Below are 14,962 nucleotides of genomic sequence, written 5' to 3'. Positions count from 1 at the left end.
CGGGCTCACGCCGGGGTCAGGATGCGTTGGGTCGCCTCGATTTCCGCGGTCAGCCCGGCCACCACGTCGGGCGGGCCGTCCCCCGGCATGACCTCCCAGGTGTACGTCTCGACTTCCAGGTGCGGGGCGTAACTCAACCCCGCGATGGCGTCGAGGGCGGCCTTCACGTCGGGCCGCGTGGTGGCGAGCGGCCCCAGGCGGTCGGCGTTCACGGGCACGTGGAAGTGAACCCGCCAGGCGTCGGCGGCCAAGAACTCCGCCCCAGGGTTGGCCAGGACGCCTTCGGTCAAGTCCACGGCCTTCACCACCCGCCCGTCCTCGAGTTTCGCGTAGGTCTGGTGGAGATACCGGGGTTCGACATACCTCCGCAGGGCATCCCGACCGGCCGAATTTTCTCCCGGCCGCTCGAGGTGAATCGCACAACTCACCTGCACCTTGTTGATGCGGATGCCGGTCCGATCCAGCGCCCGCACCGACGTGGCCTGATCCTCGAACAGCACCGCCTGGTGGCAAACGTCGTAGCACAGGCCGATGTACTCGCGCACGGCGGTTTCGGCACCCCGATGGGCCGCCGTCTGCCAGAGTTTGTCGAAGAACGCCACAGCTTCGTCGGTGGTTTCTAGCAGGCAGAACGGTTCCGGCTCGATGGCGATTCGCACTGCCCGGCCGGTTTCGTCCTTCAACCGGGCGAGGCCGACCGCCACGGCCGTCAGTCGCTCAGCCGCGGCCGTGAAATCGGGCGGGGGATTGAACCCCTTGAACCCGATGGGCAGAGTCGAGACGGACCCATCTTCTCCGGCCGGCAGTAACCCTGCGAGGATGGCCGCACATTGCAGCGTGTACGCCTCTCGCTCCGGCGTGGTCCAGTCGGGTCGGTAAACTTGTTCCTTCACCCGCGCGGCGTGGAAGTCACCGTAGGGGAAGGCGTTCAGCGTGTAGGTGGTCAGCCCTCGCCGTTGGAGTTCGGCCGCGAGGCGGGTGATGCCGTCCGGGGTGGCGAGGATTTCATCGACGACGGGGCGGGCCAACCAGAGGCCGGCGGCGACCGGGCGGCCGACGCGGCGTTGGACTGGGACCGTGAAGCGGTCCAGCCCTTCGACGACGCCGGCCACGGTTTGGGCGGGGTGGACGTTGGTGCAATACCCCAGGGGGAGGCGGCTGAGCGTCATGGTGGGAACCTGGTGCGGGATTACTTCTTCAGCCCGTAACTCTTGATCTTGCGGTCGAGGGTGGACCGCTCGATGCCAAGGATGTCGGCCGACTGCGACTTGTTCCAGCCGGTGTGGGTCAGGGTTTGTTCAATGTGCCGCTTCTCGACCTCGTCCAGCGTCTTCGGCGAGTACACGTCCGTGCTCTCGCGCGGGCCGGTCTCCAGGGGTGACAGCCAGATGTCACTATCCTCAAGTGTTGACCCGCCGCACAGGACGACGGCCCGCTCGATGGCGTTCCGGAGTTCGCGGACGTTGCCGGGCCAGTGGTAGGCGGTCAGCTTCTTCATCGAGGCCGGGGAGAAACCCTTCAGCCGGCGGCCGGTTTCCCGCGTGTAGTACTGGAAGAAGTGCAGGGCCAGCGGCGGGATGTCGTCCGGCCGGTCGCGGAGCGGCGGCACGTCGATCTGCACCACCTGAAGGCGGAAGAACAAGTCCTTGCGGAAGGTGCCCTCCCGCACGGCGTCTTCCAGCGGCCGGTTCGTGGCGGCGACCACGCGCACGTCCACGTGAATCGGCGTGTTGCCGCCGACCCGCTCGAACGGCTGGCCTTCGAGGACGCGCAAGAGCTTCGCCTGCGTGCCGAGGGTCATCTCGCCGATCTCGTCGAGGAAGATCGTGCCGCCGTCGGCCGACTCGAACTTGCCGATGAGACGTTCCGTCGCGCCGGTGAACGATCCCTTCTCGTGGCCGAAGAGTTCACTCTCCAGCAGCGTTTCGGTGAGGGCGGCACAGTTGAGGCAGACGAACGCGCCGCTCTTTCGCGGCCCCGACTGGTGCACGGCACGGGCGACGAGTTCCTTGCCGACGCCGCTCTCGCCGCGGATGAGGACGGTCGCCTTCGTCGGCGCGACGCGAGCGACTTGCGTTTCGATAGCCTTGATGCCGCCGCTCCCGCCGACGAGTCCGCTTTCGAGGTGGAAACGGTCCTTGAGCGCCTTGACCTCGGCGGTCAATCCGGCCTCGCGCCGGAGCCGTTGCCACGCGATGCCGACCTGCCGGGCGATAGCGAGCGTCAGTTCCAGGTCGTCCGCGTTCAGCCGGCGGCTGGCCGTGGTGCTGTAGATGTGGATGAGGCCGAGCAACTCGTCGTCGGCCGCGACGGGGGCGCAGATGAGGCTCGCGGCCTTCAGTTCGCTGACACTGTCGCGGTCCTTCAGCTTCTTCTCGGCGGCCACGTCTTCAGCCAGCACCGCCTGCTGCGTCTTTGCGACCTCATGGCTGACGAAACTCGACACCTTGTGGTAAGTCTTCTGGCTCGCGTTGCGGGTGCGGTAAGCGATCAGTTCCGAATCGCGGCCGCCGGGCACGGCCAGGACGGCGGCGACTTCGGCCGTCGTGCCGTGGAAGAGGGTGTTCAGGGCCATCTCCGCCAACTCGGTCGGCGTCGCGGCGGTCGCGGTGTCGGTGGCGAGGCGGAAAAGCAGGGCGACGGCCTCGTCCTGCGAGACGTGCCGGGCTTTGGCGGGAAACTCAGCCGTCGGGGCCAGGCCGACCGACTTCTTCGGTGAGATGTACTTCGTGTCGTCGAGCCGAGTCTTGATCGTGATGTCCGTGACCGGCCCCGGGTCCGGCTGGTGCGTCGGCAGGTCGGTCAGGTCGTGCAGGAAGAGGAAGCGGCTGTTGCCGAAGCGGACCTGATCCTCGGCGTGCAACTTCCGCTCGCGGGCCAACTTCTCCTCGTTGACGAACGTCCCGTTCAGGCTCTTCAGGTCGCGGACGTGCCAGGCGTTGTTGAACCAGTAGACCTCGGCGTGCTCGCGGCTGCACATGTCGTCGCGGAGCGGGATGCGGTTAGTCGGCGCGCGGCCGAGCGTGTACCGGGCCTCGGCGGCCAACGGGTGGACGTCGCCGTAACTTCCGTCGAGGCGGGCGACGAGATAACCGGAAGCAGCGTCCGCCATTTCGTTCGGGCCTCAGTCAATGGTCAGTAGTGGACCCAGTCCAACACTTCGGCCAACTGCAACAGCCAGGGCGATCGCCACGGATTCCACGCCGGGTAGAATACCGACAGCACGGAGAAGCCTAACAACCCTGCCGCGATTCCCCGGCCGACCTTCGAGTTCGCGACCCGCTCCGCGCCGGCCAGTAGGCCGAACAGCCACAGCGGCGTGAGCCAGATCAACCACCGGGCGGCGGCGGTGTTGCCGCCGTAGTTGTAGCTCTTCGTCTGCATCAGGTAGAACGCGAACACCACGGCCGAGATCGCCAACGTCATCGCCGCGAGCAGCCTCGGATTCCAGACGGCGTCGGTTGGTTTCGCGAAGACGCGGCGGACTTCGTTCCACTTCGCCGACATCGCCAACCCGACCAGCCCCAGCACCCACACCGGCGTTAGGCTGAACCAACCGTGGTGGCCGAGCAGTAGGTTGAAGGCGTAGATGGGCGTGCCTTGCTTGTTGAAGTCGATGCCACGCGAGTTCGGGTCGTCGAGTTTGTTCCAGTGGCTGCCGGGGAACTTATACCACGGCCCGCCGAACTCCCCATAGGCCGGTAGGAACGATCCCATCGCCGCGTACATGCAGGCCAGCAGCGCCACGAGTGGCACCAGGACGCCGGGCAGGAACCACGTCAGCGTCGCCTTCGGCCGGGCGATCAGCAGCGGTAGCGCTAACCCGGCCGTGAACGCGGCGGCGGGCAGTTCGAACGTCGCGGTCAGGCCGGCGAAGAACCCACTGAAGAACAGGTCTGCCGGTGATTCGCTCGAACCCGGCGGCCGTTTGCGCAAAAGCGGGTAGAGCGCGAACAGCACGCAGAAGATCGCCGGCGTGTGGTTGTTCAGCGTGACTGCGAACGTCGTCACGAACGTGCCGAACGCCGCGGCCGCGAACGTGAACACCTTCGCGAAGTCGGACGTGCCGTACTGTTCGATCAGGCGGGCGAGCAGGATCAGGTAGACGGCGAACGGCAGCACGTTCACGGTCAGCAGGATCGTCACCACGATCGGCCACTTGTCGCGGTTGAACTGCCACCCGAGCGTGTGCTTCAGCACCCAGTATTCGGCGGCCATCATCACCGGGAACAGCGGCGGCTTCGTCGAGTAGAACTGCCCCGTGTGCGGGTCCATCACCTTGTCGACCGCTTCCCACCCGCCTTCGAAGATGATGCCGTGGTCCGGGAACGGCGGCGCCTTCGCGTTCGGACTCTGCCGCCGGCCGATGACGAACGTGCCGTCGTCCACCAGTGCCCGCACGGTCGCCCACCGCGAGCGGTCGTTGGAACTCAGCAGCGGCGTCGGTTCCGGTCGTTCGGCCGGCCACGCCTTCGCGGGGATGAAGTTCGCCGGGCGGTCGCTGCCGAACGTGCCCGGCGGCGGCTGAAATCGGCTCGGCTCGACGACGAGTTCAACGCCGACTACCTTCGCCGCTGCGATGGCCACGGCGACCCAGGTGAGGATGAGGTAGATCGACCGGCGGAGGGCGGCGGGGTCGGGTACGGAATTCATTTCGTTCTTTGCGTCGGGTCGAGGGTCATCTCGGCCACGCGGTACGGGTCATCCGGCGTCGAACGGGCGAGGACGTACTCGGCCAGCAACCCCGTGAACACCGACTGTGCCGCGAACACCAAGCACAGTACGGGCAGCAGGCCGAACAGGTTCGAGATTGTGTTACCCACCGGCACGAACGTCAGCAAGAGATGGAGGGCGATCCCGACGGAACCGAGCAACACCGCGAGCGTGCCGAAAGCGTGCATCGGGCGGTAGCCGAAGGTCGTGCGGAACCAGACGGAAATCAGGTCGAGGAAGCCCTTCAGGAACCGCCGCGCCCCGAATTTCGAGTGCCCGAACTTCCGCGGCCGGTGGTTGATGACGAGTTCACCGACGGTGAACCCCGCTTCGTGGGCCAGTACCGGCACGTAGCGGTGCAGGTCGCCGTACAGTCGGACTTCGCGGATGACCTCGCCGCGGTACGCCTTGAAGCCGCAGTTGTGGTCGTGCAGCTTCACGCCGGTGAGCTTCGACACCATCCAGTTGAACACGCGGCTCGGGAAGACCTTGTGCCACGGGTCGTGGCGGACCTTCTTATAACCGCTCACCACGTCGGTGCCACTCTTCACCGCCTGCATGAAGCGGGGGATTTCCTTCGGGTCGTCTTGCAGGTCGGCGTCGAGGGTCATGACCACGTCGCCGGCCGCCCGCCGCAGGCCGATGTTGAGCGCCGCCGCTTTGCCGAAGTTCCGCCGGAAGCGGACGCCGTGGACGCGGGTATCCTGGGCCGCGAGTTGTTGGACCATCTCCCACGAGCCGTCGCGGCTGCCGTCGTCGATGAACAGGATTTCGACGTTCGTCAGCCCGGCCCCGCGGACGGCCCCGTCGATCTCGGCGAGTAGCGTCAGAAGGCTGTCTTTCTCGTTGTAAACCGGGATCACCAGTGAGAGCAAATCCGGGATGGGGGCCGGTCGTGTCATGATGTCTCCGCGAACCCTCTGAACACCTTCACCCCGCCGCTTTCGCACCGGGTTCTAAAGAAGGTGATACCGCCGGCTGCCGCCGCAGCTTACTGGTCAAATACAGCCCGCCCGCCAGTGCCACCTCGAACCCCGTCCAGACCAGCCGCAGCAGGAGCGCGATCACCACGGCTTGCCCGCCGGGGTTCTCGACCACGTCCAGCAGCCGCGGCTCCAGGCACTTCACCAGCACGTACTCACGCGGCCCCAGCCCGCCGGGGGCCACGATGATGACGAAGCCGACCACGTAGGACGCCGTCACGCTCGCCAGGTCGGCGGGGTAGCTCGCCGGAAACCCCGGCACAACCGCCAGGGCCGTCAATCGGAGGCTTATCCCCAACAGACACCACCCAACGCCGGCCTGCAAGAGTCCGACGAGCAATAACCACAACGGGGTGTTCGCGACGGCTTGCGCATCCGGCCCCTTCCGCATCCGCGTCACGCGGTTGGCCAATCGGACTAACAGGAACAATCCGACCGGCAGGGCGGCGATGCCGGCGATGACCCACCACTGCCCGGAGGCGTACTCCCCGCCGACGCCGGTCGCCGTGATGAACACCGCCGCGAGCATTGCCCCGGCCGCCATGTTGACGAGCGTCTCGTAGGCCCCGGTGAGAAGGATCAATTGCCAGGACACCCCCGGCGCGGCCCGCAGTTGCCCCCACCGCAGGGCCAGCACCCACACCTTGCCCGGCACGTACTTCCCAAACTGACTGACGAAGTACGCACGCACGCCGCCGAACCACGACACCCGCACGCCCTGGTATCGCAGCAACTCCCACCAGTAGGTGCCCCAGATGGTGTGGGCGCACAGGTACAGCAACCCGGCCGGCACTAGGTACCAGCCGCGGTCGCCGAACGACACGGTACTCAGCGATTGATCGTCGAGCAACTTCCAGAAGTACCGACCGACCGCGACGAGGATGGCGACGGCGATGACGGCTTGCGCGACCAGCCTTAGCCGCTTGCGGGATGACGACATAGGAGGAGATTGTAGGAACTCGCGAAGCGCCGCCCTCCATTGTCGTTCCCGGCTGGCACACTAACTTATCAGTCTGGCCTGCGCGACTGCGGCCGCTTGTAGGAGCAACCCGATGTCCACCGAAACCACTCCCGACGCCCCCAAGCCCGAAACGCCCGCCGCCCCGGCCGCGCCCACGCCCGCCGTTACTCCTGTTGCGAACGCTGGTGGGCCGCCGAAGCCCGGTGCGCCGCGGCCGGGCGGCAAGCCGGTCCCGGACAAGTGGCAGCGCGGCGGACCGCCGAAGGCGAAGCCGCAGCCCGACGCGATGCCCCGCACTTTCGGCGAGTTCAAGCCGAACAAGCGTGCCCTCGACCTGGACATTGAGTCCGAGATGGCCGCCGCCTTCGCCGGCACCGACATCAAGGCGATGGATGCCGACAAGCCGCAAGGCGCGAAGGGCGAGAACGGCCGCAAGAAGGGCCGCGTCGTTAGCATCCACGGCAAGGACGTGTTCATCGAAATCCCCGGCGGCCGCAGCGAGGGGATGATCTCGCTCGACGAGTTCGAGGGCAAACGACCGAACGTCGGCGACGAGATCGAGTTCCTCGTGGACCACTACGACTCGGCCAACGGCCTGCTCGTGCTCACGAAGGAAGGGGCCGCGAAGCAGGTCACCGACTGGTCGGCCGTCAAGCTGAACATGGTGATCGAGGCGAAGGTCACCGGCATGAACAAGAACTCGACCGGGTACACCGTCGAGGTCAACGGCATCCGCGGGTTCATGCCGCTCAGCCAGGCCGACATGTACCGCATCGAGCAGCCGGAAACGCTGGTCAACCAGAAGCTCAAGGTGCAGGTGATTGAACTCGAACCGAGCGAGCGGAACCTGATCGTCAGCCGTCGCGTGATCCAGGAAGCGGAGCGCGAGCGGAAGGCCGGCGAGTTCTGGGCGACGATCAAGGAAGGCGACATCCACAAGGGCCTCGTCAAGTCGATCAAGCCGTTCGGCGCATTCGTGGACCTCGGTGCGGCCGACGGCCTTATCCCGATCGGCGAACTCAGCTACTCCCGCGTCGGCACGGCCGAGGAAGTGGTGAAGGTCGGCCAGTTGGTAGAAGTGAAGGTGATCCGCCTCGACCCGGAACAACGTCGCATCGGCCTGAGCCTGCGGGCGATGGGCACGAACCCGTGGGACACGTTCGCCGCGGAGAACCGCCCCGGCGCCCGCATCCCCGGCAAGGTGACGCGACTCGCCGACTTCGGCGCGTTCGTTGAGATCGCCCCCGGCATCGAAGGGCTGATTCACATCTCCGAACTCTCGACGGGTCGTGTGGGCCGCGTGCGGGACATCCTGAGCGAGGGCCAGGAAGTCACGGTTCAAATCATCAACATCGACACCGAGCAGCGGCGGATCGGGTTGTCGTTGAAGGCGATGACGGCCGAGAAGGAAGCGGCGGAGGACGCCGCCCTGACGGCCGAAGAAGAAGCCGACAAGGCGGAAGCCGCGGCCCGCATGGCCAACCGCAAGCCGACCGGCAACCTCCGCGGCGGCACCGGTGGCGGCACCGTGCGGTTCGAGATGGGTTGATGCGAATTCGCCAAAAGTAAAAGCAAGAAGCGGGGCGGGTGGACAATTCACCCAGCCCCGCTTCGCATCCAACTCATTGCGGGAGCGGCCTTACTCCGCCACCGCCTCGCGCTGTGGTCGCACGCGACCGTTGGCGATGCGCTCCAACTGCGTCACCAGCGTCTTGCGGTTGCGGTTGGCTTTTTCGAACTCCAACAGCTTCGCCACTTCATTTGGCTGCATGTCCCGTGCCCGTTCCGTGATCGCCTTCACCGTTAGCGACTCATAGCCTTCGAGCGGAGCGGAAACTTTCGCCGCAGGCTCGGCTTGTGGCGGATGGTCGGCCGACAACGTCGGTTGCACCACACCGCCGTCATCTTCCCGCGTGTCGCCGAGCGCTTCCCGCTCCTGACTCAAAATCGTCGCATCGACGGCCTCGTCCTCGGAGTAGAGGTTGTTGTCGGCCACCTCTTCCCGCAACTCGCGAAACTCACGGAGGGTCTCGCGGTTCACGCCGGACAGCCCTTCGTCCTCATCGACTTGCGGCTCGAACTCGTTCGAGTCACCGATGTCGGTGTCGGAATCGACTTCGAACAGGTCGCCGGCCGAATCACCGGGGTTGCCGTGGCCGGAATCGCCGTCTCGCATCGAGGGGTCGTTGCGGGCACTCCTCTGACGCGGTGGAAGTTCGCTGTGAGCGTAAATCATGTTGGGGCTCCTGAGGGAGTTAGAACACGGGTTGAATCAGCAAGCGATGTGCCGTCGATGCTGCGGTGCCGCCAAACGTCGAGCAGGGCGACAGTCACAACAAGGACGCAAGGGCCGAGCACGATTCCGGATACGCCGAAAACAGCCAGCCCGCCGATGAAGGCGATCAGGGCCGGCACGGGGTGGATTTTCATGCGGTCGCCGGCGAAGTAGGCGTACACGTAGTTCGAAACCGGCCCCGCCATGACGAGACCCCACACCACCAACGCGACCGCCTCGCCCCATTGATCGTGAGTGGCCAGGTAGGCAGCCGCCGGCACCCAGACCAGGAACGCCCCCAGGAACGGCAGGATGCCGAGGAGGAACATGATGACGCCCCAGACGATCGCCCCCGGCAGGCCGACGGCCCAGAACAGTAGGCCGCCCGTCACGCCCTGAATCACCCCGGCCAGGATCGTGCCGTACAGCGTCGCGTAGACGGCATCGACGGCCCGGTCGATGATCTTGTCCGCCGTGGCGGTGTTCAACGGGATCAGTCGCCGCACTTCGTTCAGCAAGTGATGGCGGTCGCGGAAACAGAAAAACAGCACGAACGCGGCCACGAGAATTTGCACGATCGCCGCCCCCACGCCGCCGGCCACGCCGAACGTGTGGCCGCCGAATTGTTGGGCCAGGGTCCGGAGTTGGCCCTCGATCTCCTCGGGCCGGAGTTGAGACAGTGGCTCGCCGAAATAGGGCACCTTTGCCGCGTACGGCCGCCACCCATCGTCGGCCGCCGCCTTCTGGACCAACTGAGCCGCCGCCATCACTTCTTGGGTCAGCCGGTACGCCATCAGCGCAATGGGAACGCCGATCACCAGGACGACGAGCGCGGTCGTCAGCCCGGCCGCCCAGTTGTCGCTGCCCAACGCCCGCTTCAGACGGCGGTGAACGGGCAGGGTGACCACCGCCAGAGCCACGGCCCACGACAGCCCCGGCAGGAACGGGACGGTAATGAGGTAACAAGTGTAGACGGCCAAGGCCGTCAGGGTTGCCAGGGCGATCGCACGCGGCCAGTCGGACGGAGGGGCGGGTGTCATTGGTTCTCCGGGCGGAAGGATTGGCACGGAACCCGCCGCAATTCGCGTACCGGCGTTACCCCAACCCGCCATCGGTCCTACAACATCTGTCTCAATCTACCGGGGTACCCGACCGTATGACCGCACCGCCAGCCCGCTCGACCGAGGAATTGGCCGCCCTGCTCGCCAAGCTGCGGGACAACGTCTCCACGGTCTTCCTCGGCAAGCCGGAGGTCACGCGGCTGGCACTCGTGGCGTTGTTGGCGGAAGGCCACCTCCTGCTCGAAGACGTGCCCGGCGTCGGGAAGACGCTGCTCGCGAAGGCCCTCGCCCTCAGTCTCGGCTGCTCGTTCCACCGCATCCAGGCCACGCCGGACTTGCTGCCGGGCGACCTGATCGGCACGAACATCTTCAACCAGAAGGACGGCACGTTCACGTTCCACCCCGGCCCGCTGATGTCGCAGATCGTGCTGGCCGACGAAATCAACCGGGCCACCCCGCGGACGCAGTCGGCTCTGCTGGAAGCGATGAGCGAGCGGCAAGTCACCGTGGACCGCGACACGTTCAAGCTCGGCCCGCCGTTCCTGGTGCTGGCGACGCAGAACCCGTACGAATACGAGGGCACCTACCCACTGCCGGAGAGCCAACTCGACCGCTTCCTGATCCGCCTGAAGATCGGCTACCCGGAACGCGCCGCCGAGCGGGACATCCTGGTGCAGCACCGCGTCGGCGAGCCGGTGGAAACCCTCGGGGCCGTGCTAACGCCGACCGACGTGGTGGCGCTGCAACACTCGACCCGCAGCGTCACGGTGTCGGAGCCGGTGACGGAATACCTGCTGGACATCATCACCGCGACGCGGTCGCACCCGGACATCAAACTCGGCTCCAGCACCCGTGGCGCACTCGCCTTCTACCGGGCCTGCCAATCGCTGGCGAAGGTCAGCGGCCGCGACCACGTCCGCCCGGACGACGTGAAGGAACTCGCGATCCCGGTCCTCGCCCACCGCATCATGACGAAAGCCTGGGACCAGGGCGGCCGCGACGACGCCACGCCGATCATCAAGGACATCCTGGCGAAGACAAAGGTGCGAGTCTAGCGCGGAATGCGGGGTTCGGAATGCGGAGTGAAAACCAAGATCAGGCCGCGTCGCCGGCGAGTTCGGATGCCGTTAATTCCGCACTCCGCGCTCCGCACTCCGCGCTCAACTTCAGGCCCACCCGCGAGGGGGTGCTGTGGGCCGTCGCGGCACTGGCAATGCTGTTCGCCGGGTCGTACAAGCTCATCAATCTGCTGATCCTCCTCGGCTACTTCATGCTCGTCCTGTTGGCGGTGAACATGTGGCTGGCCCGGCGGTCGGCGTACCGCGTGCGAATCCAGCGGGCCAGGAGCGAACCCGCCTTCGCCGGCGCGGAGGCCGCGCGGATGGTGACCGTCACGAACACCGCGAGCCGCAACGGGTCGGTGACGATACTGGAAACGTCCGACGCGCACCGCGTGGAAGTCTTTGTGCCGGTGCTGGCCCCGGGCGAGAGTCGGACGGTGCTGGCCGCGATTCGGCCGCCCCGGCGCGGCCGATACCCCACGTCGCCGATGTTCGTGATCGCCGGCTACCCTTTCGGCCTCATTAACTACACCGTGCCGTCCGAACCGCCGGACACGCTGGTCGTGCTGCCGACGTTGGGCCACGTTGACGGGCCGATGCTGCGGCGGTGGCTGATCCGAATCGGCGCGGGCGACAACTTCAGCCGCCGCCCCGTCCGCCGGCACGCGATTCAGGCGGCCGACGTCCGCGGCGTCCGCGGCTACCGGCCGGGCGACTCGCCGCGGGACATCCACTGGCGGACGACGGCCCGGCAAGGCGAGTTGATGGTCCGCGAGTACGACAGCACCGAGCCGCTGGACTTGCTGATGGTGGTCGAGCCGTGGGTGCCAGCGAACCCCACGGCCGCGGACCAAGACGTGGTGGAGGCGACGTTTCAGTTGGCCGCGTCGGTGTTCTGGTCGTGGTGCCACGGCGAAGAAACGCCGGAAGCAACTCTCGTGGTCGCGGGGTCGTCGGAGTGCCGAAGCGGCCGCGCGACGGAAGGATTCGGCCGGTTGGCGCTGACGCTCCTGGCGGAAGCCGAACCGACGACCGATACGTCGCAGATTCCCGCCGACGGCCTGCGACGGCGCAGTAACCGCTGTGCCCGTATCCTCATCAGCTCCCGGCCGAACAGCCCCCTGGCGGCCGAACTCCGCCAGCAGACCGGGGTACCGTTCGTGACGGCCGACCCCGGCACGCCGATGGCATGGTACACGCCGCCCAATCTCGATGTCCGGCCAGGAAGTTTATAACGCCGGTGGTCCGAGATGTGGTGTCAATCGCTCGACCAACACGTCGATCAACTTTGGTTCGTCCCGCTGGAAGTCGTCGGGCACGTTCAAACAAACGAGTTCCTTGCCCTCCAGCGATACCGTGAACCGCCGCTTGAGTACTTGGCGAAGCCGCCGTTCCATCACGAATATCACATCGGCCCAGAACAGCAGTTCGTCGTTGACTTGGACCCGTGCAAGGTCTGACAATCCTGCCGAGCGGGCATCAATTCCCGGTATTGCAGAGTACAGTCGCTCGACGGTTGGGCTGCGGTGCAAATTGCCCTCGCAGACGAACAACACCCGCCGCCGAACTTTGGCCATGAAATCGCTCTTTCAATTACCGCGCGTAGACCGCGACGAGTTCGCCTTCTTCCAGGACGTGTCCCTTCATCGCACTGAGCACTTGATCCTTTGTCGCGCCGGACGACAGGCCGAGTTCGTCGGTGTCCAGCGCGTAAACGTGAAAGGAGTAGCGGTGCGGCTTGCCGCGCGGCGGGGCGGGGCCGCCGTAGCCGACGTAGCCGAAGTCGTTCGTGCCGTGGTGGCTGCCGTCGTTCAGATCCGGGTCTGGGGGCAGGTTCTCGGGCAAATCGCGGGTCACGCGGGGCAGGTCGTACAGCACCCAGTGGACCCAGTTGCCGCGCGGGGCGTCCGGGTCGTTGCAAACGACGGTGAAGCTTTTCGTCCCTTGCGGCGGGTCACTCCAGCGGAGCGGCGGCGAAACGTCCATACCGTCGCCGGTAAAATGTCGCGGAATTTTTTGTCCTTCTGCAAACGCTGGACTGACCAAAGAGATCGACATGAAGCGCCCTCCAACGGAGAAATGTTGGGCGATAGGACCCCCACACGCGAGCGAGTGTGGTGCAGCCATCATAGTCGGCGACCGGGGAAAAGACAAACGACTTTATGAGCATGGGCCGGAGTACGTAGGCACACTCCGCGCACCACCATTCGCACTTGCACTCTTCACCGGAACTTCGCCGGTCGTTGAACGGGCGGTTGGTACACTTTCGATACCGCATTCCGCTCTTCCTCATCGCAGGTTTCTCCATGCTCGATCTGACGCGCATTCCCGAAGCCGTCCGTTCCGAAGGCGGCCTCACCCGCCGGTTGTTCCTCGCCTACGGGGCCGCCCTTACCGCCATCCCGACCATCGCCGCCCGCAGTGAGGCGGCGGATCGCAAAATCGCCTTCGCCGACAACCCGTTCACCCTCGGCGTGGCGTCCGGCGACCCCGACGCGACGAGCGTGGTGCTGTGGACGCGGCTCGCCCCGAAGCCGCTCGACGGCGACGGCGGCATGAAGCCCGAAACGGTCGCCGTGGCGTGGGAGGTCGCCGAGGACGACGCGATGAAGAAGGTCGTTGCCAGCGGAACGGCGGTTGCGACGCCGCAGTTGGCCCACTCGGTTCGGGCGGTCGTGGCCGGGCTGAAGCCGGACCGCTGGTACTGGTACCGCTTCAAGGCCGGCGACGCCGTCAGTCCGGTCGGCCGCACGCGCACCCTGCCCGCCGCGGACGTGATGCCCGAGAAGCTCCGCTTCGCGTTCGCCTCGTGCCAGCACTTCGAACAGGGGTACTTCACCGCTTACGAGCAGATGGTGAAGGACGACCTCGACCTCGTCGTCCACCTCGGCGATTACATCTACGAGTACCCCGGCAAGGACAAACTCGTCCGCAAGCACTGCGGCCCGGAGAAGGCGAAGATCAAGTCGCTCGACGAGTACCGCGTCCGCCATTCCCAGTACCGCGGCGACGCGCACCTGCACGCCATGCACGCGAAGTGCCCGTGGTTCGTGACGTGGGACGACCACGAGTTCGACAACAACTACGCCAGCGACATCTCCGAGAAGAAGGGCGTGGACCCGATCGAGTTCCTGCACCAGCGGGCGAACGCCTACCAGGCGTACTACGAAATGATGCCGCTCCGCCCGCGGTCGGTACCGAAAGGGCCGGACATGACGCTCTACCGCCGGGCATCTTACGGCCGGCTCGCGGAGTTCCTCATCCTCGACACGCGGCAGTACCGCACCGACCAGCCCAACGGCGACGGCGGCAAGCCGCTGAACGACGCCGCCCTCGACCCGCACAACACACTCATGGGGGCGAAGCAGCGCGGCTGGCTGGAGGCGTCGCTCATCACCACGACCACGACCTGGAACGTGATCGCCCAACAGGTGATGATGGGCATGGTCGGCCGCCCGGTGAAGGACGCACCGCCGGTCTACTCGATGGACCAGTGGCCCGGCGCGGCTTACGAGCGGATGAAGCTGATGGAGTTCATCGCCACCCGCCGCGTGCCGAACCCGGTGGTGCTGACCGGCGACATCCACAGCAATTGGGTGAACGAACTGCGAGTGGACGACCGTAAGGCCGACACGCCGGTGGTGGCCGCGGAGTTCGTCGGCACCAGCATCACCAGCGGCGGCAAGGGCATCGCGGTGCCAAAGGGCGTGGACGAACTGTTGGCCGCCAACCCGTGCGTGAAATACCACAACCGCGAGCGCGGCTACGTGCGGTGCGAAGTGACGGACGGCGTCTGGAAGAGTGATTACGTCGCCGTGGAAGACGTGACGAAGGTTGGCAGCCCGGTAGTGACGCGGAAGTCGTTCGTGGTGGAAGCCGGCTCGCCGCTCGTGAAACCGGCGTAACGG

Annotated in this window: 13 protein-coding genes; 4 read left to right on the top strand and 9 right to left on the bottom strand. The window is 66.1% G+C overall.

Annotated elements, in window-relative coordinates; all coding sequences use genetic code 11:
- Positions 1 to 5: 5 nt before the first annotated feature.
- The 5 genes from eboE to PX52LOC_RS09480 are packed head-to-tail and all read right to left on the bottom strand — an operon-like array spanning position 6 to position 6,636.
- Entirely contained in the window at positions 6 to 1,169 is a 1,164-nt protein-coding gene (gene eboE, locus PX52LOC_RS09500) for a metabolite traffic protein EboE (RefSeq protein ID WP_149109874.1), read from the bottom strand.
- A 20-nt stretch (positions 1,170 to 1,189) separates the two neighbouring features.
- The gene (locus PX52LOC_RS09495; protein WP_149109873.1) at positions 1,190 to 3,112 is read right to left on the bottom strand and encodes a sigma 54-interacting transcriptional regulator; all 1,923 of its coding nucleotides are present in this window, start codon (positions 3,110 to 3,112) and stop codon (positions 1,190 to 1,192) included.
- A 23-nt stretch (positions 3,113 to 3,135) separates the two neighbouring features.
- Positions 3,136 to 4,653 carry a hypothetical protein gene (locus tag PX52LOC_RS09490; protein ID WP_149109872.1) on the bottom strand — a complete coding sequence of 506 codons (1,518 nt, stop codon included), beginning with the start codon at positions 4,651 to 4,653 and terminating at the stop codon, positions 3,136 to 3,138.
- The gene (locus PX52LOC_RS09485) at positions 4,650 to 5,615 is read right to left on the bottom strand and encodes a glycosyltransferase family 2 protein (protein ID WP_178132544.1); all 966 of its coding nucleotides are present in this window, start codon (positions 5,613 to 5,615) and stop codon (positions 4,650 to 4,652) included. The genes PX52LOC_RS09490 and PX52LOC_RS09485 overlap by 4 nt, the downstream gene beginning before the upstream one ends.
- Before the next feature lie 28 nt (positions 5,616 to 5,643).
- Positions 5,644 to 6,636, bottom strand: coding sequence for a lysylphosphatidylglycerol synthase transmembrane domain-containing protein (locus PX52LOC_RS09480; RefSeq protein WP_149109871.1), 993 nt, complete (start codon positions 6,634 to 6,636; stop codon positions 5,644 to 5,646).
- Positions 6,637 to 6,748: 112 nt separating this feature from the next.
- Between PX52LOC_RS09480 and PX52LOC_RS09475 the strand changes: the two genes are divergently transcribed.
- Positions 6,749 to 8,206, top strand: a complete 1,458-nt coding sequence (locus tag PX52LOC_RS09475; RefSeq protein WP_149109870.1) for a 30S ribosomal protein S1 — start codon at positions 6,749 to 6,751, stop codon at positions 8,204 to 8,206.
- 90 nt (positions 8,207 to 8,296) lie between these two features.
- Here the strand turns inward: PX52LOC_RS09475 and PX52LOC_RS09470 are convergent, their stop codons facing one another.
- Both PX52LOC_RS09470 and PX52LOC_RS09465 read right to left on the bottom strand, forming a co-directional pair.
- Positions 8,297 to 8,893 carry a hypothetical protein gene (locus PX52LOC_RS09470; protein WP_149109869.1) on the bottom strand — a complete coding sequence of 199 codons (597 nt, stop codon included), beginning with the start codon at positions 8,891 to 8,893 and terminating at the stop codon, positions 8,297 to 8,299.
- Complete coding sequence (locus PX52LOC_RS09465) at positions 8,890 to 9,972, bottom strand: AI-2E family transporter (RefSeq protein ID WP_168218888.1); 1,083 nt, start codon at positions 9,970 to 9,972, stop codon at positions 8,890 to 8,892. Before PX52LOC_RS09465 ends, PX52LOC_RS09470 begins: the two co-directional genes overlap by 4 nt.
- A gap of 116 nt (positions 9,973 to 10,088) precedes the next feature.
- Here PX52LOC_RS09465 and PX52LOC_RS09460 point away from each other — a divergent pair, with 116 nt between their 5' ends.
- Positions 10,089 to 11,048 (top strand): AAA family ATPase, encoded by a 960-nt coding sequence (locus tag PX52LOC_RS09460; RefSeq protein ID WP_149109867.1) that lies wholly within the window; start codon positions 10,089 to 10,091, stop codon positions 11,046 to 11,048.
- A gap of 20 nt (positions 11,049 to 11,068) precedes the next feature.
- Entirely contained in the window at positions 11,069 to 12,289 is a 1,221-nt protein-coding gene (locus tag PX52LOC_RS09455; protein ID WP_149109866.1) for a DUF58 domain-containing protein, read from the top strand.
- Here PX52LOC_RS09455 and PX52LOC_RS09450 read toward each other — a convergent pair.
- Entirely contained in the window at positions 12,284 to 12,631 is a 348-nt protein-coding gene (locus PX52LOC_RS09450) for a phosphotyrosine protein phosphatase (RefSeq protein WP_149109865.1), read from the bottom strand. The genes PX52LOC_RS09455 and PX52LOC_RS09450 overlap by 6 nt on opposite strands.
- A gap of 16 nt (positions 12,632 to 12,647) precedes the next feature.
- A complete protein-coding gene (locus tag PX52LOC_RS09445) occupies positions 12,648 to 13,112 on the bottom strand; it encodes a YbhB/YbcL family Raf kinase inhibitor-like protein (RefSeq protein WP_149109864.1) in 465 nt (154 codons plus the stop codon).
- Between the two features lie 248 nt (positions 13,113 to 13,360).
- Here PX52LOC_RS09445 and PX52LOC_RS09440 point away from each other — a divergent pair, with 248 nt between their 5' ends.
- A complete protein-coding gene (locus PX52LOC_RS09440; protein WP_149109863.1) occupies positions 13,361 to 14,959 on the top strand; it encodes an alkaline phosphatase D family protein in 1,599 nt (532 codons plus the stop codon).
- The last annotated feature ends 3 nt before the right edge of the window (positions 14,960 to 14,962 follow it).

It is taken from the genome of Limnoglobus roseus (genome assembly GCF_008254045.1).
Classification (GTDB): domain Bacteria; phylum Planctomycetota; class Planctomycetia; order Gemmatales; family Gemmataceae; genus Limnoglobus; species Limnoglobus roseus.
Note: the sequence above shows the minus strand (reverse complement) of the source record. Positions and strands in the feature narration are given on the sequence as shown.

Bases quoted from the DNA above. Each gene is read 5' to 3' on its own strand.
- PX52LOC_RS09490 (WP_149109872.1), bottom strand. From the start codon at position 4,653: ATGAATTCCGTACCCGACCCCGCCGCCCTCCGCCGGTCGATCTACCTC.
- eboE (WP_149109874.1), bottom strand. From the start codon at position 1,169: ATGACGCTCAGCCGCCTCCCCCTGGGGTATTGCACCAACGTCCACCCC.
- PX52LOC_RS09475 (WP_149109870.1), top strand. From the start codon at position 6,749: ATGTCCACCGAAACCACTCCCGACGCCCCCAAGCCCGAAACGCCCGCC.
- PX52LOC_RS09485 (WP_178132544.1), bottom strand. From the start codon at position 5,615: ATGACACGACCGGCCCCCATCCCGGATTTGCTCTCACTGGTGATCCCG.
- PX52LOC_RS09470 (WP_149109869.1), bottom strand. From the start codon at position 8,893: ATGATTTACGCTCACAGCGAACTTCCACCGCGTCAGAGGAGTGCCCGC.
- PX52LOC_RS09480 (WP_149109871.1), bottom strand. From the start codon at position 6,636: ATGTCGTCATCCCGCAAGCGGCTAAGGCTGGTCGCGCAAGCCGTCATC.
- PX52LOC_RS09440 (WP_149109863.1), top strand. From the start codon at position 13,361: ATGCTCGATCTGACGCGCATTCCCGAAGCCGTCCGTTCCGAAGGCGGC.
- PX52LOC_RS09495 (WP_149109873.1), bottom strand. From the start codon at position 3,112: ATGGCGGACGCTGCTTCCGGTTATCTCGTCGCCCGCCTCGACGGAAGT.
- PX52LOC_RS09450 (WP_149109865.1), bottom strand. From the start codon at position 12,631: ATGGCCAAAGTTCGGCGGCGGGTGTTGTTCGTCTGCGAGGGCAATTTG.
- PX52LOC_RS09445 (WP_149109864.1), bottom strand. From the start codon at position 13,112: ATGTCGATCTCTTTGGTCAGTCCAGCGTTTGCAGAAGGACAAAAAATT.
- PX52LOC_RS09465 (WP_168218888.1), bottom strand. From the start codon at position 9,972: ATGACACCCGCCCCTCCGTCCGACTGGCCGCGTGCGATCGCCCTGGCA.
- PX52LOC_RS09455 (WP_149109866.1), top strand. From the start codon at position 11,069: ATGCGGAGTGAAAACCAAGATCAGGCCGCGTCGCCGGCGAGTTCGGAT.
- PX52LOC_RS09460 (WP_149109867.1), top strand. From the start codon at position 10,089: ATGACCGCACCGCCAGCCCGCTCGACCGAGGAATTGGCCGCCCTGCTC.